At 62.2% G+C, this 20,502-nt stretch carries 20 protein-coding genes; 4 read left to right on the forward strand and 16 right to left on the reverse strand.

Annotation, left to right across the window (positions count from 1 at the left end):
- Positions 1 to 248 precede the first annotated feature (248 nt).
- From HCN58_RS19245 to urtA, 16 genes are all read right to left on the reverse strand, one after another.
- Complete coding sequence (locus tag HCN58_RS19245) at positions 249 to 1,907, reverse strand: HWE histidine kinase domain-containing protein (RefSeq protein WP_171580955.1); 1,659 nt, start codon at positions 1,905 to 1,907, stop codon at positions 249 to 251.
- 554 nt (positions 1,908 to 2,461) lie between these two features.
- Positions 2,462 to 3,094: an urease accessory protein UreG gene (gene ureG / locus HCN58_RS19250; RefSeq protein WP_171580956.1), complete on the reverse strand. Its 633-nt coding sequence runs from the start codon at positions 3,092 to 3,094 to the stop codon at positions 2,462 to 2,464.
- Positions 3,095 to 3,181: 87 nt separating this feature from the next.
- Positions 3,182 to 3,916 carry an urease accessory protein UreF gene (locus HCN58_RS19255; RefSeq protein ID WP_171581200.1) on the reverse strand — a complete coding sequence of 245 codons (735 nt, stop codon included), beginning with the start codon at positions 3,914 to 3,916 and terminating at the stop codon, positions 3,182 to 3,184.
- On the reverse strand, positions 3,897 to 4,454 hold the full coding sequence (ureE, locus tag HCN58_RS19260; protein ID WP_171580957.1) for an urease accessory protein UreE: 558 nt from the start codon (positions 4,452 to 4,454) through the stop codon (positions 3,897 to 3,899). The genes HCN58_RS19255 and ureE overlap by 20 nt, the downstream gene beginning before the upstream one ends.
- A gap of 272 nt (positions 4,455 to 4,726) precedes the next feature.
- Positions 4,727 to 5,026 carry a putative quinol monooxygenase gene (locus HCN58_RS19265; protein WP_171580958.1) on the reverse strand — a complete coding sequence of 100 codons (300 nt, stop codon included), beginning with the start codon at positions 5,024 to 5,026 and terminating at the stop codon, positions 4,727 to 4,729.
- 28 nt (positions 5,027 to 5,054) lie between these two features.
- Positions 5,055 to 5,354, reverse strand: coding sequence for a putative quinol monooxygenase (locus HCN58_RS19270; RefSeq protein ID WP_171580959.1), 300 nt, complete (start codon positions 5,352 to 5,354; stop codon positions 5,055 to 5,057).
- A 48-nt stretch (positions 5,355 to 5,402) separates the two neighbouring features.
- The gene (gene ureC, locus HCN58_RS19275) at positions 5,403 to 7,118 is read right to left on the reverse strand and encodes an urease subunit alpha (RefSeq protein WP_171580960.1); all 1,716 of its coding nucleotides are present in this window, start codon (positions 7,116 to 7,118) and stop codon (positions 5,403 to 5,405) included.
- A gap of 142 nt (positions 7,119 to 7,260) precedes the next feature.
- Positions 7,261 to 7,752, reverse strand: a complete 492-nt coding sequence (locus tag HCN58_RS19280; protein ID WP_171580961.1) for an endonuclease domain-containing protein — start codon at positions 7,750 to 7,752, stop codon at positions 7,261 to 7,263.
- A gap of 96 nt (positions 7,753 to 7,848) precedes the next feature.
- Positions 7,849 to 8,154, reverse strand: a complete 306-nt coding sequence (locus HCN58_RS19285) for an urease subunit beta (RefSeq protein WP_171580962.1) — start codon at positions 8,152 to 8,154, stop codon at positions 7,849 to 7,851.
- A gap of 102 nt (positions 8,155 to 8,256) precedes the next feature.
- A complete protein-coding gene (locus tag HCN58_RS19290; protein ID WP_028349318.1) occupies positions 8,257 to 8,559 on the reverse strand; it encodes an urease subunit gamma in 303 nt (100 codons plus the stop codon).
- 41 nt (positions 8,560 to 8,600) lie between these two features.
- Positions 8,601 to 9,437: an urease accessory protein UreD gene (locus HCN58_RS19295; RefSeq protein ID WP_171580963.1), complete on the reverse strand. Its 837-nt coding sequence runs from the start codon at positions 9,435 to 9,437 to the stop codon at positions 8,601 to 8,603.
- Positions 9,438 to 9,481: 44 nt separating this feature from the next.
- Entirely contained in the window at positions 9,482 to 10,177 is a 696-nt protein-coding gene (urtE, locus tag HCN58_RS19300) for an urea ABC transporter ATP-binding subunit UrtE (RefSeq protein WP_171580964.1), read from the reverse strand.
- 160 nt (positions 10,178 to 10,337) lie between these two features.
- Entirely contained in the window at positions 10,338 to 11,099 is a 762-nt protein-coding gene (urtD, locus tag HCN58_RS19305; protein WP_171580965.1) for an urea ABC transporter ATP-binding protein UrtD, read from the reverse strand.
- Between the two features lie 4 nt (positions 11,100 to 11,103).
- Entirely contained in the window at positions 11,104 to 12,270 is a 1,167-nt protein-coding gene (urtC, locus tag HCN58_RS19310) for an urea ABC transporter permease subunit UrtC (RefSeq protein WP_171580966.1), read from the reverse strand.
- On the reverse strand, positions 12,267 to 13,844 hold the full coding sequence (gene urtB / locus HCN58_RS19315) for an urea ABC transporter permease subunit UrtB (protein ID WP_210266081.1): 1,578 nt from the start codon (positions 13,842 to 13,844) through the stop codon (positions 12,267 to 12,269). Before urtB ends, urtC begins: the two co-directional genes overlap by 4 nt.
- 193 nt (positions 13,845 to 14,037) lie before the next feature.
- Complete coding sequence (gene urtA / locus HCN58_RS19320) at positions 14,038 to 15,357, reverse strand: urea ABC transporter substrate-binding protein (RefSeq protein WP_171580968.1); 1,320 nt, start codon at positions 15,355 to 15,357, stop codon at positions 14,038 to 14,040.
- Between the two features lie 542 nt (positions 15,358 to 15,899).
- On the opposite strand from urtA, the gene HCN58_RS19325 reads away from it, so the two are divergent.
- The 4 genes from HCN58_RS19325 (at position 15,900) to HCN58_RS19340 (ending at position 19,997) form a co-directional block, all read left to right on the forward strand.
- Positions 15,900 to 17,345 carry a DEAD/DEAH box helicase gene (locus HCN58_RS19325; protein WP_171580969.1) on the forward strand — a complete coding sequence of 482 codons (1,446 nt, stop codon included), beginning with the start codon at positions 15,900 to 15,902 and terminating at the stop codon, positions 17,343 to 17,345.
- A gap of 23 nt (positions 17,346 to 17,368) precedes the next feature.
- Positions 17,369 to 17,653: a translation initiation factor IF-1 gene (infA, locus tag HCN58_RS19330; protein ID WP_025588295.1), complete on the forward strand. Its 285-nt coding sequence runs from the start codon at positions 17,369 to 17,371 to the stop codon at positions 17,651 to 17,653.
- 268 nt (positions 17,654 to 17,921) lie between these two features.
- The gene (locus tag HCN58_RS19335; protein ID WP_002714433.1) at positions 17,922 to 18,134 is read left to right on the forward strand and encodes a cold-shock protein; all 213 of its coding nucleotides are present in this window, start codon (positions 17,922 to 17,924) and stop codon (positions 18,132 to 18,134) included.
- Positions 18,135 to 18,416: 282 nt separating this feature from the next.
- A complete protein-coding gene (locus tag HCN58_RS19340) occupies positions 18,417 to 19,997 on the forward strand; it encodes a TadE/TadG family type IV pilus assembly protein (protein WP_171580970.1) in 1,581 nt (526 codons plus the stop codon).
- Positions 19,998 to 20,502: the final 505 nt, after the last annotated feature.

The raw sequence follows: 20,502 nt of genomic DNA on the forward strand, positions 1-20,502 counted from the left end.
GCGACGACACGGAAAGGCGGCCCGAGCGGGCCGCCTTTTTTGTTTGATGTGATGCGTAGTTTGATGACGGATTAACGCGTGCGCTTGCGGAGGGGTTCCGGCGCGATCGTCTCCAACGATGGAGTCCCTGCGAACGCAGGGATCGATACGCCGCGGCCGACGGAAGTGGCACAATGCGAAACGGCTTGTCTCACAGTTCACAGCGGTGGTTATGGGTCCCTGCGTTCGACGGGCGGATGGGGCGAGCCTCAGCGCGCCGGCCGGACCGGCGCGGAAATCTCGCCGGTCCTGTCGCGCTCGGTCATATCGACCACCGTCATCATCGGCGCGGTCAGTTCGTAGACGTAGCTGACATCGGTGAAGTAGCGTTTTGCGGTGCCGCCGAGCGCTTCGGGGGCGACGCGGTCGAGCAGGATCAGGCCGAAATCCGAGTCTTCGCGCCGCGTCGCCGCGCTGGTGTTGAACTCTTCCCAGCGGAAATGAAAGACCGTATCCGGCTCCTCGCCGCTGATTTCCCAGTTTGCGACGATGTGCGGGTGCTTGCCGACCAGCGACAGGCCCTCGTCGGAGTGCGAAGCCAGTTCGAAAAACAGCAGCGAGAGCGACTGCGCGGCGCGCGCGCTGACGGCGATATCCGGGCCGTTGACGACGATGCGGTCGGCATGCGGGATCGCGCGCGACTCGAACAGGCCCTTGAGCTTCACGCCCTGCCACTGGCTTTCACTGAGCAGCGTCACCACGTTCGACATCGCGTGAATGCGGCCGATCAATAGCTCGCGCGACACATCCATGTCGGAGCCGTGACGCAGTGTGCGCGTCACGATCGACTGGATCACGGCGAGGATGTTCTTGACGCGGTGATTGAGCTCGTCGATGACGGCGGTCAAGCGCCGCTCGAAACCGATCCGCACCTGGATCTCGCGGCTGAGCCGCAGATTGTTGTAGGCGACATAGCCGAACAGCCCGCAGACGATGCCGGTGAGCGCCAGCCCAATGGCCGCCACGACGATCGCGGTCTGCTGCGCACGCTGCGCGGCATTGTTCTTGGCGTAATAGCCGAGCGACCAGTCGCGACTGCCGAACGTCACCGTCCGCACCACCGACGGCAACGGATCGCCCTGCCTCACCGCCCGCAGGGTGACGACGCCCTGGTCGTTGGCAACGTATTCGTCGTTGGCGTCATCGGGGTCCTTCAGCACCACTGAAAACAGCGAGCGGTCGTCATCGGTCAGCATCAAGGGCGCCAGCTCGTAGGAAAACGTGACGAAGCCGGCCGGCTCCGAACTGCCCTCCAGCAGAATCGGAGACGCCAGCACGAGACCGATCGGCCCGTTCTGGCGCAACAGTGGGATCGGATCCGACGCCAGCGGCTTTCCGGCCGCCGCCGCCTGCGCCAGCATCGGCCCGATCACCGAGTGCCGGTCGTAGGCGCGGCCAGGAAAACCGAGTGTGTCCGGACTGCGCGGCTCGAGGTCCATCAGCACGTCGATCGGCTTATTGATGGTCCGGATATCCAGCGGCTTGTCGTCAAAATCCCTGATCGTTGGGTTGGTGAAGCCGGCCCCCTTCAGCTCCGCCTGCGCAGCCGCCAGATCGCTCGGCTTGAGCCGCGCGATCCAGGACGCGATCACAAAATCGGTCTTGAAGGCATAGATCGCCGAGCGCAGCGGCTGCAGCATGTTGGCCTTCACCACCGAAGACGTGCGAAACAATCCAGATGCAACGCGGGCGAGTAATTCGCGCTCGGTCAGCCGGTCCTGCACCAGGCTGGCGTGAACGTCGATGGCGCGCGACAGCGCGATGCCGTCGATCGCCAGTTCCTGCTCGTGGACGCGATAGGCTGCGAGACCGGAAAGCAAAACTCCGATCAGCGCGATAAAGCCGATAATGAAGCCCAGCCGAACCACTCGCTTACTCAGGAATGACGTGTTGGCGAAGACGTATTGGAAGCATTTCGAGGTCTGCCGGGGCAGAGACACATGGCAATAGCGCGAAGGCCAAGCGCGGCGAATATGACGGAGCGATCATCAGCACGCAACTGACAGCTTGGCAGCGGACAAATAACACGGCCGCCATTTACGCTGATTTGGCGGCGCCAGAAGTTGATAATCGGACAGCGTCGATTTGGTTCCTGCGAGGACGGACAAATCCAAGGGCTGCGGCGGCGGACCGTATATTAATGTTAACGCGCCACTCACCGGCCGCTGGCCCGAGCGCTTGTCCAGCCGCCTGCTCGCTGGGCGGGCTAGCCGGCGCCGGCCATCTTTGCTCCCTCTCCCCGTTGTTCACGGGGACAGGGTCGGGATGAGGGGCTCTATCCACGAGCGAAGTTTGTCGAGAGACCCGTCCCGCCTCAGATGCAGACCTACTGAGAGAGGTGGCTCTTTCAACTAGCAGCAGACTCGCGGATACACCCTCACCCCGGCCCTCTTCCCGCAAGTGCGGGGCGAGGGGGCTCGGCCTACCGCGCCTTCACGGCCGGGCGCAGGCCGCCCTTGGTCTCGATGAAGCCGATGATGCGATCGAGCCCCTCGCTCTTCTTCAAATTGGTCATCACGAACGGCCGCCCGCCGCGCATCCGTTTGGCGTCAGTCTCCATCTTCTCCAGCGACGCGCCGACATAAGGCGCCAGGTCGATCTTGTTGATGACGAGGAGGTCCGAGCGGGTGATACCAGGCCCGCCCTTGGAGGGGATCTTGTCGCCGGCTGCGACGTCGATCACGTAGATCGTGAGATCGGCGAGTTCGGGCGAAAACGTCGCGGCGAGATTATCGCCGCCGGATTCGATCAGCACCAGGTCGAGATCGGGAAATTTCGCGCGCATGTCGGCGACCGCCGCGAGATTCATCGAGGCGTCCTCGCGGATCGCGGTGTGCGGGCAGCCGCCGGTCTCGACGCCGGCGATGCGGTCAGGCGTCAGCGAGCCCGAGCGCACCAGAAACTCCGCATCCCATTTGGTGTAGATGTCGTTGGTGATCGCGGCGATGTCGTAGCGCTCGCGCATCGATTTGCAGAGCAGGTCCATCAGCGCGGTCTTGCCGGAGCCGACGGGACCGCCGACGCCGATCCGAAGCGGGCCGTGAGGAGTTGCCATGTGAGTCGCTCTCTGTTGTTGTCGTCCCTGAGAAAGCAGGGACCCATAATCACCGAACTTGCTCGTAGTGAAAAGCGCGGCGCGGCTTCATGACCGGAACAGCCGCGTATATTGCGTCTCGTGGCGGAGGCTGGCGAGATCGGCGCGGAAGGTGGCGCTGCCGAGGTCGTCCAGCGCGGCGGCGAGGGCGCGCTTCGCCGTAGACACGACGTCGGGCTCAAGGGAGGCGAGAATGCGCTGGCTGTCGGTCTGCCCGAGCGGCACCAGCCGTGCGCCAGCGGAAATCCAGTTCGAGACCAGCGCATGCAGGAAGGCATGCATCGCCGGCGCAAGCGGAACGGCATGTGCGGCGCTGACGACGCCAACCGCGACGGGATAGACGATCGCGCTTCCGCAAGCTGCGACCATCGCGTCGATCCCGTCGCAGGCCCAGGCTGCGCGTGCAATGTCGATGAAGGCGCGGCCCTGCGTCGAGGTCTCGAGCTGGCGTTCGCGTGAGGGCACGAAGGCGGCTGCCAGTTCGGCGCTCTCGCGCAACGCGGCCTCGTCCTGCGCCGACGCGGCGCGATGCGCCTGCGCCAGAAACACGCTGTCGCAGAAACCGGAGCCGTCCGTCAGCATCGCCGCCAGCCAGTCGCGCAGCGATGCGGCGTCGGTGATATCGCCCGCTTCCACCGCCCATTCGACGCCACTGGAATAGGAGAATGCGCCGACCGGAAAGGATGGCGACAGCCAGGTCATCAACCGGTAAAGCGCGGCCGCCTCTTCCGCCGTCATCCCGCTGCGTTCACCGGGCGAAAGCTCACTTGTGGTCATGAGCATGGGAGTGATCGTGGTGGTGATGATCGTGGTCGCAATGCTCGTCATGGCGATGGTGGTGGTCATCATGGTGATGATGGCCATGGTCGTGCGCGGCATGATCATGTGCCGCCTGCGCATACGCCCCGCCTTCGGGATCGAACGGCGCCTCAATCTCGATCACCCGCGCACCTAGCCCTTTCACCATCGTTTCGATGACGTGATCGCGGCGGATACGCAGGCCCTTTGGCATGATCTGGGTCGGCAGGTGGCGGTTGCCGAGATGCCAGGCGATGCGGACCAGATGCAGGGGATCGGCGCCGCGGATCTCGATCAGGGGCTCGGCGGCCGCGACCACTTCGATCAGCCTGCCGTCCTCCAGCACCAGCGCGTCGCCGCCGCGCAACGCCACCGCGTTCTCCAGGTCGAGCAGGAATTCCAGCCCGCGCGTACCGGTCATCGCCATTCGCCGCCGGTGCCGGTCGTCGAAATCGAGCACGACGGTATCGGCGGCTGCTTGCGTCCAGCGATGCTGGCCCAGGACTTTGGTCGCGCGGATCATCGAAGCGGCTTCCATGCTAGAACGCGATGATTATTGGTTGAAGCCCCCGGTCCCCGACCTCGCTTGACCTCTCCCGCTTGCGGCGGTCGAAGCTCGCTCTTAGGTCGCATCGCATCGAATAATGCGATGCGGGTGGGGAAACTCTGTCCACACGTACAGTGTCACTTGCGGAGACACCCCACCCCGGCCCTCCCCCGCAAGCGACCGCAAGCGGGAGAGGGAGCGCAGTTCCTTCGGCATCACTGGTTCGGTCTAATCTCATCTGACTATGGTCAGAACTTCTCCACCTTGCCGTCGCTGATGATCTCGATCACCGTCGGCGCGGTCTTCATCTGCGCGGAATATTCCCGCCACACCTTCATGTGGGGCGCACGGCCGTGGGCGTTGAGATCCTCGCGGGTCTCCCAGCGCTCCACCACGACGTACAGATTGGGATCGTTCACGCTGATATGGCCGTCATAGGAGATGCAGCCCTTCTCCTTGAGCGTTTCGGCGGTACACGCCTTGTGCCCCCTGATGAAGTCGTCCTTGCTTTCCGGCTTCATCGGCGTGGTGGCGATGACGTAGATCATCAGTTTACTCTCCCGTTGTCTTTTCTTGTTAGCGGGTTTCGACCTTCGCGGGCGTGATATATTCGATCTTAGGCGGCGCCGTCATGCATTTGACCGCGACCCGCCCGAACGCTTTCATGTGATCGGCGGTCCGGTGCGGGCCCAGCGCTTCCATGTTTTCCCACTGCTCGACAAACACCATCTTGGTGGGGTCGGTGACGCTTTCGTGCAGATCGTAGGCTATGTTGCCCGGCTCTTTGCGGGTTTCCTTGATGCAGGCGGTGGCGGCCGCAATGAACTCGGCGCGGGTTTCAGGCTTCACGGTCAGTGTGGCAACGACGTAAATCACTCGATCCTCCCGGACTTTTGTTCTGGCTTTGATCGCCCAGGCGGGACCTTAGAACATGAAATACCTCTGCGCCATGGGCAGCACCTCCGCCGGCGCGCATGTCAGAAGCTCGCCGTCTGCGCGCACCTCATAGGTCTCGGCATCGACCTCGATCTTAGGCGTCGCGCCGTTATGGATCATGCTGTTCTTGGAGATGCCGCCGCGGGTATTTTTCACGGGGTAAAGCGTCTTGCTGATGCCGAGCTTGCGCGCCAGCCCGCCGGTGATGGCCGCCTTCGACGTGAATACCACCGAGGACGCGGTCAGCGACTTGCCGTAGGCAGCGAACATCGGCTGGTAATGCACGGGCTGCGGCGTCGGGATCGACGCGTTGGGATCACCCATCGGCGCCGCCACGATCGAGCCGCCTTTGATGATGCAATCCGGTTTCACGCCGAAGAACGCCGGCGACCACAGCACCAAGTCCGCCAGCTTCCCCTTCTCGACCGAGCCGATCAGCTTCGACACGCCGTGCGCGATCGCGGGGTTGATGGTGTATTTTGAAATGTAACGCTTGACGCGGAAATTATCGTTGTCGTTACTCTTGTCTTCCGGCAGCGCGCCGCGCTGCTTCTTCATCTTGTCGGCGGTCTGCCAGGTGCGGATGATGACTTCTCCCAAGCGCCCCATCGCCTGCGAATCCGACGACATCATCGAGAGCGCGCCGAGATCGTGCAAAATGTCTTCCGCCGCGATGGTTTCTTTCCGGATGCGGCTCTCGGCGAAAGCGAGATCTTCGGCGATCGAGGGATCGAGATGGTGGCACACCATCAGCATGTCCAGGTGCTCGTCGATGGTGTTGCGGGTGAAGGGGCGCGTCGGATTGGTCGAGGACGGCAGTACGTTCTTGAGGCCTGCGATCTTGATGATGTCGGGCGCGTGGCCGCCGCCGGCGCCTTCGGTGTGGAAGGCGTGGATGGTGCGGCCCTTGAACGCCTTCACCGTGTCCTCGACGAAGCCGGATTCGTTCAGCGTGTCCGAATGCAGCATCACCTGGACGTCGTAATCGTCGGCGACGGCAAGACAGTTGTCGATCGCGGCCGGCGTGGTGCCCCAGTCCTCATGCAGTTTCAGCGCGCAAGCGCCGCCCTTGATCATCTCGATCAGCGCCGCCGGGCGCGCGGCGTTGCCCTTGCCCGAAATGCCGAGATTGACCGGGAAGGCGTCGAACGACTGGATCATTCGCCCCATGTGCCACGGGCCCGGCGTGCAGGTGGTCGCAAAGGTGCCGTGCGACGGGCCGGTGCCGCCGCCGAGCATCGAGGTGACGCCAGACATCAGCGCGTGCTCGATCTGCTGCGGACAGATGAAATGGATGTGGCTGTCGAACCCGCCGGCGGTGAGGATTTTTCCTTCACCCGCGATGACGTCGGTGCCGGGGCCGATCACGATGGTGACACCGGGCTGGATATCGGGATTGCCGGCCTTGCCGATGGCAGCGATCATGCCCTCCTTGATCGCGATGTCGGCCTTGACGATGCCCCAGTGATCGACGATCAGGGCATTAGTGATGACGGTATCGGCCGCGCCCTGCCGGTTGGTGACCTGCGACTGCCCCATGCCGTCGCGGATCACCTTGCCGCCGCCGAACTTCACTTCTTCGCCGTAGGTGGTGAAATCCTTCTCGACTTCGATGATGAGATCGGTGTCGGCCAGCCGCACCTTGTCGCCGATGGTGGGCCCGAACATGTCGGCATAGACGGAACGTTTTATTTTTACGGACATGACGGACTCCAGCGTTCAGATGATCGGTGGTTCATTACTGGCTTCGTGACTCGGGGCCACCCCTCTCCCCTCCCCCGCAAGGGGGGAAGGAGCCTGACGAGTGTGCACACATCACGATGCTCCGGAGCCCGTGCACCGTGCATCACGGCTTCTCCCGGTTAGTGTAACCGAGGGAAGCACCGGCGTCCGTGAGGGACGCATTATCCTCTGTGAGGAACGCATCGGCGGCAGGGTTCCCTCCCCCCTTGCGGGGGAGGGTTAGGGAGAGCGGTGCCGCTTGCTCAGCTGCTTGAAGAATGGAAAGAACGACGCCTTCGAGGTTTTTCATCACGTCGTCGTTGGTGATGCGGAGCACGCGATAGTCACGGGAGGCGAACCATCCATCACGCTTGGCGTCGTGACGAACGCGCTCCTCGAAATCGTGACTCTCGCCATCAAGTTCAACGACAATCTTGCAGGAATGCGCGGCAAAATCGGCGATGTAGTTGCCCGTGGGAGTCTGCCGCCGAAATCCGACTCCGGCGAGACGACCTGCCTTGAGATGACGCCACAGAAGAGTTTCGGCACGCGTCATCGCTCGCCGAAGTTGTTTGGCGCGAGCTCGCTGTATTTCGCTCACCGGAGTGTGCGGCATACCCCTCTCCCCACCCTCCCCCGCAAGGGGGGAGGGAGCCCGACCAATGTGCTCGCCTCACTGCAAATTGTCACGACGCTATTCTCGATCACATGCTCACAGCTTGCCCTGCACGTCGCCGCGAAAACCGTAGATGACGCGTTTGCCCGCAAGCGCGACGAGTTGCACGTCGCGCGTTTGCCCCGGCTCGAAACGCACCGCGGTGCCGGCGGCGATGTCGAGGCGCATGCCGCGGGCTTTCTTGCGATCGAATTTCAGCGCGGGATTGGTTTCGAAGAAATGGTAGTGCGAGCCGACCTGGATCGGGCGGTCGCCGGTGTTCGCGACCGTGAGTGTCACGGTCTTGCGGCCGGCGTTGAGTTCGATCTCGCCGTCCTTGATGAAGCGTTCGCCGGGGATCATCTTTCCTCCTCCGTCATTCCGGGGCGATGCGCAGCATCGAACCCGGAAATGATTAACCTCTGGATTCCGGGTTCACGCTTCGCGTGCCCGGAATGACGATGACTAACGTATCGGCTCGTGCACGGTGACGAGTTTCGTGCCATCCGGAAACGTCGCCTCAACCTGGATGTCGTGGATCATTTCGGGGATGCCATCCATCACTTGTGCGCGGGTCAGCACCTGCGCGCCGGCCTGCATCAGTTCGGCGACGGTGCGGCCGTCGCGGGCGCCCTCGACGATGAAATCGGAAATGATGGCGACTGCCTCGGGATGGTTGAGCTTGACGCCGCGCTCGAGCCTGCGGCGCGCCACCATGGCCGCCATCGAGATCAAGAGCTTGTCCTTTTCGCGGGGGGAGAGATTCATGCGAGCACTCGGGTGATTGATAGACTAGTTAAGCCACGTCTCTAATTTAGCCAAAGCCTTGGTAGCGCCACGCCGCTGGCGCGGCTGAGCACCGTCATCATATCGGCGCGCAACCGCGCCGCATCTTGGGCACAGAAGCGCGCCATTGCAAATCCATTCCAGCAGGAGATGCCGACCTCGCCGCTGAATGTTTCCGTGGCTTCGCGAATGCGCTCCACGACTGCCTTGTCACCGGGCACAATCAGTGCGGTGCCGATGGCGACACCGCCCCTCGCAACCGCCGGCCGCGCCAGCTTTGCGCCGATGTCGCCGTCGAGGCGGACGGTCTCCGCAAACACCAGCTTGCCGCCGCGGCGCAGCCGCCAGCGATCGACGAATTCGCCGTGCCGCATCGTTTCGCCCATTGCGGCGCGGCCGAACACGACGATTTCGCAGAGCAGAAGCGCGGCGTCTTCCGCCAGATCGATATCGATACGCCTGACGATCCGCGCGCGGTCGAACAGGATGGTCTCCTGCGGCAGCCAGGCGAGATGCGCACCGGCTTCGGCTTTTAGGGCAATATTGAGCTGCGCGGCCGGCCCGGCGGCGCGATAGACTTTTTCGGCCGCCGCCGTCGTCAGCGTCAGTCGCGCCCCCTCACCGGCCCCGATGTCGATGTCGAAGCGGTCGCCGCCGGCGATGCCGCCGGCCGTATTGACGAACACGCCCGATAGCCCTTCCGCTTCAGGAGAAGGAAAGCGCACGCGCAGCGAACCGGATTCATGCAGGTCCCCGCGGCGGGTGACGCCATCCTGCAGATGCACGCCGAACCTCACCGCGCCCCGCGCCCGGTTGGCGGCGAACGTCGCTGAAGTGCCGCGCGTGATATCGGTCCGCATCCGTCCCCCAACGGCGTTAGGTGGCAACCTCGAAATCGCGTTTGCTACAGCGCCATCTGGCGGCTGATCTCGGCGGGATCGAGGCTGGCGCGGTCGCAGGCGTATTTCACCGCGCCGCGGTCCATGACCGCAAAATTGTCGCCGAGCTCGCAGGCAAAGTCGAGATACTGTTCGACCAGTACGATCGCGATGTTGCCGAGGCTGCGCAGGTAAGAGATGGCGCGGCCGATGTCCTTGATGATCGACGGCTGGATGCCTTCGGTCGGCTCGTCGAGCAGCAACAATTTCGGCCGCATCACCAGCGCACGGCCGATCGCGAGCTGTTGTTGTTGCCCGCCGGAGAGGTCGCCGCCGCGCCGGCCCAGCATGGTATTCAGCACCGGAAACAGCGAGAACACGTCGTCCGGGATATGGCGATCCTCGCGCTTGAGCGGCCCGAAGCCGGTCTTGAGATTTTCCTCAACCGTCAGCAGCGGAAATATCTCGCGGCCTTGCGGCACGAAACCGATGCCGCGCCGGGCGCGCTCGTAGGGTTTAAGGCCAGTGATATCGTTGCCATCGAGCGTGATCGACCCGCCCGCGATCGGGTATTGGCCGACCATGGCGCGGAGCAGCGAGGTCTTGCCGACGCCGTTGCGCCCCAACACGCACGTCACCTTGCCCGGCTCGGCGGACAGTGAGACGCCGCGCAGCGCCTGCGCTGCACCGTAGTAAAGGCTGATGTTGTCGACCTTCAGCATGTCTTCGGCGTTCCCATCTCGTGTCCCGCGCGCGGTGCAGCACGCAGTAATGCACCGCTGACGCGGGATGCGGAGTGGGTCCCGGTTCTACAGCGCACCGTTTCGCTGCGCTCAGGCTGCGCTGTGCCCGGGACACGAAACTGAATATTTGCATCCATGCTTAGCGCCCCAAATAAACTTCGATCACCCGCTCGTTCGATGAGACCTGATCGATGGTCCCCTCCGCCAGCACCGTGCCTTCGTGTAAGCACGTCACCTTGACGCCGAGCTGGCGCACAAAGGTCATGTCGTGCTCGACGACCATGACCGTCTTTTCCTTGTTGATTTTCTTCAGAAGCTCGGCGGTCTGGTGGGTCTCGACGTCGGTCATGCCGGCGACCGGCTCGTCGACCAGCAGCAGTTTCGGGTCCTGCGCCAGCAGCATGCCGATCTCCAGCCACTGCTTCTGGCCGTGTGACAGGCTTCCCGCCAGACGATTGCGCGCATCGGTCAGGCGAATTGTTTCGAGCACGCGGTCGATCCGCTCGGATTCGTTCCTGTTGCCGCGCCAGAACAGCGTGCCCTTGACGCTGTGATCGACGTTGAGGGCCAGCAGAAGATTGTCCTCGATGGTCTGGCTCTCGAACACCGTCGGCTTCTGGAATTTGCGGCCGATGCCGAGTTCGGCGATTTGGGTCTCATCCAGCCGCGTCAGGTCGGTCATGCCATCGAACAGCACTGTGCCTTCATCCGGCTTGGTCTTGCCGGTGATGATATCCATCATCGTGGTCTTGCCGGCGCCATTCGGGCCGATGATGGCGCGCATCTCGCCGGGCTCGAGCGTCAGCGACAGGTTGTTAATGGCGTGAAAGCCGTCGAACGAGACGTGCACGCCATCGAGATAGAGCAGCGCGGAAGTGGTCCTTCCCTCCATGACACTCATGCGCTCACTCCGCCGGGTTCGGTTCGCCGACGCCGTCTTCGCGCGCGGCGCTTTCGGCATTGGCCTTTTCCGTTGCTTTCCGGGACTCCCGCCAGGCGCTGAAGGTGCCGACGATGCCCTTCGGCAGCAAGAGCGTCACCAGGATGAACAGCGCACCCAGCATGAACAACCAGTACGGCGCCAGCGGACCCGAGGTGAAGTAGGTTTTTGCGTAGTTGACGACGACGGCGCCGAGCGCAGCACCGACCAGCGTGCCGCGGCCGCCGACGGCGACCCAGATCACCGCTTCGATCGAATTGCCCGGTGCGAATTCGGATGGATTGATGATGCCGACCTGCGGTACATAGAGCGCACCCGCAACGCCAGCCATGCAGGCCGACAGCGTGAACACGAACAACTTGTAGGATTCGACGCGGTAGCCAAGGAAACGAGTCCGGGATTCGGCGTCGCGGATTGCGATCAGGACCTTGCCGAGTTTCGAGGTCACCACCGCCCGGCAGATCAGGAAGGCCAGGATCAGCGCCAGACAACTCAGCGCGAACAACGCCGCGCGGGTGCCGTCGGCCTGCACGTTGAAGCCAAGAATGTCCTTGAAATCGGTCAGGCCGTTATTGCCGCCAAAACCGAAATCGTTGCGGAAGAACGCCAGCAGCAGCGCGTAGGTCATCGCCTGCGTGATGATCGAGAGATAGACGCCGGTGACGCGGGAGCGGAACGCCAGCCAGCCGAAGCAGAACGCGAGCAAGCCGGGAACAAGAATGACCATCAGCGCCGCGAACCAGAACATATCAAAACCGTGCCAGTACCAGGGCAGTTCTGGATAGTTCAGGAACACCATGAAGTCGGGCAATATCGGATTGCCGTAGACGCCGCGGCTGCCGATCTGGCGCATCAGGTACATGCCCATCGCGTAGCCGCCGAGCGCGAAGAACGCGCCATGGCCGAGCGAGAGAATGCCGCAATAGCCCCAGATCAGGTCGATCGAGAGCGCGAGAATAGCGTAGCAGGCGTATTTGCCGAACAGCGCGACCAGATAGGTCGGCACCTGTAACATCGAGCCCGCCGGCAACAGCAGGTTGGACAGCGGGATCAGCAAGCCGAGACCGGCGACCACCAAGATGAAGATGGAAGCGCTGCGATCGAGCGAGCGCGTCAGGACATGCGGCGTCATGCTTCCACCGCCCGGCCCTTGAGCGCGAACAGGCCGCGCGGCCGCTTCTGGATGAACAGGATGATCAGCACCAGAATGGCGATCTTGCCGAGCACGGCGCCGGCCACCGGCTCCAGGAACTTGTTGGCAATGCCGAGCGTGAAGGCGCCGACCAGCGTGCCCCAGAGATTGCCGACGCCCCCGAACACGACAACCATGAAGCTGTCGATGATGTAGCTCTGGCCGAGATTCGGACTGACATTGTCGATCTGCGACAGCGCCACGCCGGCGATCCCGGCAATGCCCGAGCCGAGGCCGAAGGTCAGCGCATCAACACGGGAAGTCGCGATTCCCATCGAGGCCGCCATGCGGCGATTTTGAGTGACCGCGCGCATCTCGAGCCCGAGCGCCGTATAGCGCAGCATGGCGAGCAGGATGACGAACACCGCCAGCGTGAAGCAGAGGATCCAGAGCCGGTTATAGGTGATGGTGATCTGCCCGAGCTCGAACGCGCCGCTCATCCAGGAGGGGTTGCCGACCTCGCGATTGGTGGGGCCGAACATCGTGCGCACCGCCTGCTGCAGCACCAGCGAGAGGCCCCAGGTCGCCAAAAGCGTTTCCAGCGGGCGGCCGTAGAGAAAGCGGATGATGCCGCGCTCGATCAGGACACCGATCGCACCTGCAACGAGAAACGCAAGCGGCACTGCGATCAGCAGCGAATAGTCGAACAGGCCGGGATAACGGGTGCGGATGACTTCCTGCACCACGAAGGTGGTGTAGGCGCCGAGCATCACCATCTCGCCATGGGCCATGTTGATGACGCCCATGACCCCGAAAGTGATGGCAAGCCCGATCGCGGCGAGCAAGAGCACCGAACCCAGCGACAGGCCGTACCAGGCGTTCTGCACCATCGACCACATGGCGAGATTGCTCTGGATCGAGGCGATCGCGCTTGCCGCGGCACGCGCAACATTGGGCGGCACGTCGCTGCCGAGGCCGGTCAGGAGCGCCATGGCTTCCTGATCACCTCTGGCCTTGACGACAGCGATCGCTTCGAGCTTTTCGATCTCGGTCGCGTCAGACTTGTAGAGCAGGATGGCGGCGCGCGCCTCGGCGAAGGCCGCCTTGGCGGTCTTGTTGGTCTCCTTCGCGAGCGCACTATCGATCGTAGCGAGCGCGCTCTCCTCATGGCTCTTGAAGACCGATTGCGCGGCCGCGATCCGCTTGGCCGGATCGGGTGACAACAACGTCAATCCGCCGAGCGCGGCCTCGACGGCGCGGCGCAGGCGGTTGTTGAGGCGGACGGCGGCCGCATTGTCAGGCAGCTTGTCCACGGCGGCGCCGGTGGCGGCGTCGATGATCTTGCCGTCGCTCCCGGTCACGAAAACCTTCCTGGTATCAGGATCGGCCGACAGCCGGCCTTCCTGCAGCGCGCTGATGATGGGAAAGGCCAGCGGATTGCCCGAGACGGCGACCGCGCCGATCGCCTCGTCGGTATCGGAGAAATCGTCATTGGCGAATTTCGCGATCGCATCCTCGAATGGACCCGCCAGCGCCGGCACGGCGAAAGCTGCGGTCAGGAGGATTGCGAGCAGAACCGCGCGAAGACGGTCGAGGAAATTGGCAGACACAATACGACCCCGGCAGGAGTGGGGAGAAGGCGGCGGCACCGCCGCCTTCTCCTATCTTGTAGTTCAAGTTCTCTTGGAAGTTTCTTGTTTTGCGTCAGGAGGGTCATGATCCCTTCGGATCAGATCGAAATCATGATCCTGTCGGATCAGATCGAGATCAGGAGCCCTGACCGCCGCACTTGTTGGTCTTGGTGTTGTAGTTGCCGCACTTCTTGCCGACCCAGTCGCCGATCAGGTCCTTGGAGCCCTCGAGCTCCTTCGACCAGGCGTCGCCGGCGACCAGGCCCGGGGTCTTCCACACCACGTCGAACTGGCCGTTGGCTTTGATTTCGCCAATGAACACCGGCTTGGTGATGTGATGGTTCGGCAGCATCTTGGAGGTGCCGCCGGTCAGGTTCTTGGCTTCGATGCCGGGCAGCGCGTCGATCACCTTGTCCGGATCGGTCGACTTCACTTTCTCGACTGCCTTGACCCACATTTCGAAGCCGATGACGTGCGCCTCCATCGGATCGTTGGTCACGCGCTTCGGATTCTTGGTGTAGGCCTGCCACGCCTTGATGAACTTGTCGTTCTCGGGCGACTTGATCGACTGGAAGTAATTCCAGGCGGCGAGATGCCCGAGCAGCGGCTTGGTGTCGATGCCGGCGAGTTCTTCCTCGCCGACCGAGAACGCGACCACCGGAATGTCGGTCGCCTTGATGCCCTGGTTACCGAGCTCCTTGTAGAAGGGAACATTGGCGTCGCCGTTGATGGTGGAGACCACGGCGGTCTTCTTGCCGGCCGAGCCGAACTTCTTGATGTCGGCCACGATCGTCTGCCAGTCGGAATGCCCGAACGGCGTGTAGTTGATCATGATATCTTCCTGCTTGACGCCCTTCGACTTCAAGTAGGCTTCGAGAATCTTGTTGGTGGTGCGCGGATAGACGTAGTCGGTGCCGGCCAGCACCCAGCGCTTCACCTTTTCGTCCTTCATCAGGTAGTCGACCGCCGGGATCGCCTGCTGGTTCGGCGCCGCACCGGTGTAGAACACGTTTCGCTCGCTCTCCTCACCCTCGTACTGCACGGGGTAGAACAGGATGTTGTTCAGTTCCTTGAACACAGGAAGCACGGACTTGCGCGACACCGAGGTCCAGCAGCCGAACACGACCGCAACCTTGTCCTTGGTGATCAGTTCGCGCGCCTTCTCCGCAAACAGCGGCCAGTTCGACGCCGGGTCGACCACGACGGCTTCGAGCTTCTTGCCGAGCACGCCGCCCTTCTTGTTCTGCTCGTCGATCAGGAAGAGGATCGTGTCCTTCAGCGTGGTTTCGCTGATGGCCATGGTGCCGGAGAGCGAATGCAGGACGCCGACCTTGATGGTGTCGTCCGCTGCTTTGGCGTTCGAGAACGCAGCCAGACCCAAAACCAGGCCGGCGGTGGCCGCGAGCCAGCGGCGGCGGCTCAGCGTCGCTATATCGTGTGACAATTTTGTAAGCATGAAATGTCATCTCCCTGACGCAGGCGTTAAACGCTGCGAACGGCCCCACGGCCGCCTGCGTTAATGGAATCGCAAGAACCATGCCACCGCCTATAGACGGGATAAGCCTATCAAATCGCTGGGAAATCACCGCGGAACAGGAACCAACGGCGTGTAATCTGCCTAATTTTTGTACCGAAGAAATGTATGCTTTAGCGGCATAAGGTATATTTTTTAGGCAAAATCATCAATTTGGCTAAATTTGTTGCACGAAATTTCGTCGTTTGAAGCAATCGCGGGCGGCTTTGGTCTGGGGCTTACGGCCGCTTTCTTAACCGCATCGGCAATGGCTGTCGGATTTACCTTGAAAGCGCCGTGCGGGTGCTCCATATGACTGGCGTGACCTAGAGAATCATCAGGTCCTTGCGAGCCGCGTGTTCTGATCCCGTTTTGCGGTTTCTGGCTTGCCCCCTTCAGCTAGCAAAACCGACGCCCCAAACACGCGGGTGTCTCTGACACACTCGCGCGCTCCTGGCGGACATCGCCGGGCGCCTGCCTTTTTAATGGAAAGAACCACCCTTTTGACCTCCTTTCAGGATTTCGGCCTTGCCGATCCCATCTCGCGTGCGCTCAAGGAAGAAAATTACCACACGCCCACGCCCATCCAGGCTCAGACCATCCCCATCGCGTTGACCGGCCGTGACGTCGTCGGCATCGCCCAGACCGGCACCGGCAAGACTGCAGCGTTTGCGTTGCCGATCCTGCACCGGATCCTGGAGAACCGGACCCGGCCGCAGCCGAAGAGCTGCCGCGTGCTGGTGCTGTCGCCGACCCGCGAATTGTCGGGCCAGATCCTCGATAGTTTCAACGCCTATGGCCGCCATATCCGGCTGACCTCGGCGCTGGCGATCGGTGGTGTGCCGATGGGCCGCCAGGTCCGCTCGGTCATGCAGGGCATCGAGGTGATGGTAGCGACGCCGGGCCGCCTGCTCGACCTCGTCCAGAGCAACGGGCTCAAGCTGAACCAGGTCGAGTTCCTGGTGCTCGACGAAGCCGACCGCATGCTCGACATGGGCTTCATCAACGATATCCGCAAAGTCGTTGCCAAGCTGCCGATCAAGCGGCAGACGCTGTTCTTCTCGGCCACGATGCCGAAGGATATCGCGGAACTCGCCGAATCCATGCTGCGCGACCCTGCGCGGGTGGCGGTGACGCCGGTGGCTTCCACCGTCGAACGCATCACCCAGCGCATCCTCCAGGTCGATTTCGCGGCCAAGCCGGCCATTCTCGCCCAGCTCCTCAAGCAAGAGCCGGTCGACCGCGCGCTGATCTTTACCCGCACCAAGCATGGCGCGGACAAGGTGGTGAAGGGCCTCGCCAAGGTCGGCATCAGGGCCGACGCCATTCACGGCAACAAGTCGCAGAACAACCGCGAGCGCGCGCTGGCGGCGTTTCGCAGCGGCGAGATCCGCACCCTCGTCGCCACCGACATTGCCGCCCGGGGCATCGACGTCGATGGCATCAGCCATGTGGTGAATTACGATCTGCCCAATGTTCCCGAAACCTACGTCCACCGCATCGGCCGCACCGCGCGTGCCGGCGCCGAGGGCGTGGCGATCTCGCTGATCGCGGGCGCCGAGGAAATGGGCTATCTGCGCGATATCGAGCGGCTGATTCGCATCGCGCTGCCGCGAGAAGACCGCCGCACGCCCGGCAGCCGCGACGCCGCTCCGGCGCCCGCCCAACACCGGGGTGGACGCTCGGCGCCACGCGCCCACACCGTGAGGTCCAATGACGCGGGCCAGCCTTCAAAAGGCCCTCGCCGACGCCGCCGCGGTGGTGGTAATAATGCGCCGCCGCAGCCGAACCGGCACGAAGGGCCGCGTCCGGCGCAGCAGGGCGGCAAGAGCCAGGCCGGCCACAGCGAAGGCATTCAAGGCGTCGCCTTCTTGCATCGCGAGAGCCGTCCGAATAATCAATCGAACCGCAGCCACCGACCGCAGCGCTAGCCTCGATCGACCTGGAGACCACCATGGCTAAAGAAGAGCTGATCCAGTTCGAAGGACTGGTGACCGAAATCCTTCCCGACGCGCGCTACCGCGTGCAGCTCGACGCCGGACACGAGATCGTTGCCTATACCGCAGGCAAGATGAAGAAGAACCGGATCAAGACGCTGGCAGGCGATCGCGTGACGATCGAAATGTCGCCGTACGATCTGGAGAAGGGTCGCCTGATCTTCCGACACAAGGATGAGCGCCCTTCGACGGGCGCCCCGCGTGGTGCGCCGCCGCGCGGCGGCCAGTTCCGCCGCCGGTAAACGCATCGTAAACGCCTTCGAAATTGCGCGCGACGCGGCCCCGTCGCGCGCAAGCGCGGGTGGCTGGCCGGCCGAATCAAAAAATCGCACGTCAGGATTGTTTTGGACCCTACTATCGAATAATATTAAGTATCGATTTTCGGCCGGACGACATTAGCTATCCACCGGTACAGCCGGTTTAGACGCTGACGACCCTTCCAAAAATTCGATCTCACCAGCCCATCGAAGGGTGGGCTACGACTTGTATATCTGAGAAGGGACTACCCCCGTGAGCATGGGAACCGTGAAGTGGTTTAACGCAACCAAGGGCTATGGCTTCATCCAGCCGGATGACGGCGGCAATGACGTGTTCGTGCACATCAGCGCTGTCGAGCGTGCCGGCCTCGGAACGTTGCGTGAAGGCCAGAAGATCTCCTACGAAATCGTGGCAGATCGCCGTTCTGGCAAATCTTCGGCCGACAATCTGCGCGCCGCCGGATAAGGGATTTCCTCCGGCCTAGGCCGCGAAATCCAATTCGAAAGATAGAAAGGCCGCGCTGGTGCGCGGCCTTTTTTATTTGGTCGGTGCGGGCGATCTGGCTATCGACGAAGAATGCGCAGGCGTTGCGCCTTCACGGAGCCCACGTAGTAAAGAGATCGTAACCGACCGCTCCTGAAATCGCTAACATCCGAGATCAGTCTCTTTTTTGGTAATCGAATTAAGGGGCACTTAGGGAGGCTAGGGCTACGATCGCGCGCTTTTGGATAGCCAGGGGGCGCTCTCGTGCCATTTCGTCTTCAGCAGTTTCTTTCCCGTTTCCGCCGCGATCGACGCGGCAATGTCGCGATAATTTTCACGATCGCGGCGATCCCCCTGGTATCGGCCATTGGTTCTGCGGTGGATTACTCGCTCGCGACCCGAATGAAGGCAAAACTGCAAACCGCGGCAGACTCCGCGAGCATTGCCGCGCTTTCGCAGAAATCGCCTGGCTTTCTCGCGGCCTCGGTAATGTCAGGCAACGGCTCGGTCGCCGCCGGCATTACCGATGCCAACAATGTCTTTGACGCCAACATGAACGGGATCACCGGCTACCAAAACCTGGTTCGCACCAGCACCGTTACGAAGACCGGAATCAAGCTGGCTGCCAGCGTCACGTTCACTGCCGATGTACCGGTAACCTTCCTGAAAGTGATCGGGTTTCAGAAACTGACGGTAACAGGCGTTTCAAGCTCGGCCGCCACGCTGCCGCCGTATCTCGATTTTTATCTGACGCTGGACGTCTCGGGGTCGATGGGCCTGCCGTCGACGGGCGCCGAGCAGACGCGGCTTTCCCAAGTCAACCCGGATAACTATCGCCAATATCCCACCGGCTGCACCTTCGCCTGCCATTTTACGCCGAAAAACAGCGCCTGCACTGATACCGGGACCCAGGCATATCCAACGAACGGCGCTTGTCTGGGCTATGCGATCTCACGCGTCAGCCAGACCGGATACAAAGGTCTTCTCTCGAACACGACAGTCAATTCGACTTATCCTGCGGGTAAGAAACTCCCAGATACGATGGTGCCCGGTCTGCCCGATTCGCTGTATGCGGCCTTGACGCCGGTTTCATCCTGCGACACCGACGGCACCAACGCATGCATCCAGTTGCGCGCCGACGCTGTCGGCTACGCCGTGAACGAATTGTTCAAGACCGCGAATGCCTCCGCGAAGGTTGCCAACCAGTTCCGGATCGGTCTCTACCCGTTCATTCGGTATCTCTACGCCTATTTTCCTCTGACCAGCAGCATCAACGGCTCTCCCACCAATTCCTCAACCATCAACTACGCCGCCGCAAACCTTGCCACGCTGCTTGACACAAATATGAATGCAAACCTTGGCTCCGGCGGCACGCATATCGATACCGCGCTTAATTCGGTCAATAACCTCATCTCCGGCGGCAGCGGCCTCGTCGGCGACGGCAGCACGCCGACCACCCCGCAGCCTTACGTCTTCCTCGTCACCGACGGCGCACAAGACAACCAAGTCAAGGGCGTTCCCAACGGCAGCTGGTCCGGCAGCAACCACGCCACCGTGCTAAGCGACCCCGTTAACAGCTACCCCAACGCCTGCAAGACGCTCAAGGACCGCAACATCATCGTTTCCGTGCTCTATATTCCCTATGAACCGATCTCTCCCGTGAACACGACCTTTGCTGGCAATGAAGACACCTATGCCAACAACAACATCCCGAAAATTGCGCCCAGTCTTCAAGCCTGCGCGTCACCTGGCTTCTTCTACACAGCGAACACGCCAACTGATATCACAGCGGCGCTGAACGCCATGTTCAACCACGCGCTGCAAACCGCACATATTACGCAATGACCTGACAGAAAGCGCCGGCCATCTGCCCCAACGGGGCTGTCGGCGTGGGTCTTCAAAATCGGCAAAGACCGCGGATGGCCACGGGGCCAGCGTTTTTCGTCGCGTCCTATCCCCAAGATGGCAAGGCGCCCAGAAGGACCACGATGCGATCGGTTGTCCGTTCGATGGCCAGCCAGCCCAGGCAGGCGGTAGATCGAGGAAAGCCGGATTCTGGCGCGCGCATTGGATCCTGATCCGATCAAATTGAATCGGGTCAGGATCTAAAATCTCTGTCTGAGCATGACCTCCGGGCAAACGCTTCGGGTTTGTCCCGAGGAAACCCGGCTTCCGCTTTTCCGAATGATGCGCTGGCAGCTCAAGCCACGATGCGTTGGGCAGAGGCGGCTTGTGTCGGAGAGTTGGACGTATCCCGCACTAAAAAATGGAGTGCTGCTGTACGCGAGCCGCTTTCCGATGCAGGGGATCAAGCCCGCCCTTAGCGAAGCCTGAACCAAGGCAACCCCAC

Origin of the sequence: Bradyrhizobium australiense, assembly GCF_013114825.1 — a bacterium.
GTDB classification, from domain to species: Bacteria; Pseudomonadota; Alphaproteobacteria; order Rhizobiales; family Xanthobacteraceae; genus Bradyrhizobium; species Bradyrhizobium australiense.